The following is a 217-nucleotide window of genomic DNA, read 5'->3' on the forward strand; positions in this document are numbered from 1 at the left end:
GGTGTTCGCCGAACGGATCAGCGCCGTGAAGGACAGTCGCCCGCAGCTAACCACTGCCGTCTCGTTCCTGCGCAAGGGTGACACCCTCGTGGTCACGAAGCCGGATCGCCTTGCGCGCTCCACCGGAGATCTGCTTGCGCTTGTCGAGCGCGTCCGCGAACGCGGAGCGGAACTTCGTATCCTGAGCATGGGTGGCGCAGAGCTCGACACCAGTTCG

General features: G+C 65.0%; 1 protein-coding gene. It reads left to right on the top strand.

The window, feature by feature from the left end; translation table 11 throughout:
• Position 1 precedes the first annotated feature (1 nt).
• Positions 2-217: recombinase family protein (locus HK28_RS13475; RefSeq protein WP_369823669.1), on the top strand; the 216-nt coding region annotated here is incomplete at its 3' end.

Origin of the sequence: Acetobacter sp. DsW_063 (genome assembly GCF_002153745.1) — a bacterium.
Taxonomy (GTDB): Bacteria; Pseudomonadota; Alphaproteobacteria; order Acetobacterales; family Acetobacteraceae; genus Acetobacter.